The sequence below is a fragment of the Bacillus sp. SIMBA_005 genome, assembly GCF_046535585.1.
Lineage (GTDB): Bacteria > Bacillota > Bacilli > Bacillales > Bacillaceae > Bacillus > Bacillus pumilus.
On the sequence record NZ_JAWRWI010000259.1, the window covers coordinates 1 to 279 of the forward strand.

The 279-nt window shown below is 48.0% G+C and carries 1 pseudogene; it reads left to right on the top strand.

Features of this window, described 5'->3' with window-relative positions:
* A pseudogene (locus tag SB660_RS20015) lies at nucleotides 1–279 on the top strand (tRNA lysidine(34) synthetase TilS); the annotation flags it as partial.

Consider the following 279-nt stretch of genomic DNA (forward strand, 5'->3'; position numbering starts at 1 on the left):
GCCCGCCACATACAGCAGTTTCTGGAATGGGCGGAAAATGGAAGCGCCTCGGGAGTGCTTGATTTTCCGAAAGGGCTGAAGGTGGTCAAATCATATCAGACATGTTTGTTTACATTTGAACAATGGCAATGTGAAAAGGTTCCCTTTGAGCTGCAGCTGCAAGGAGCGGAAGGCGAGACTGCTGTTCTCCCCAACGGCTTTATGATAGAGGTGGCCGATCAGGCTGACCCTCATATCAAAAATGGGAATGCTGTTTTTATGACAAGCAGAAATAAGGTG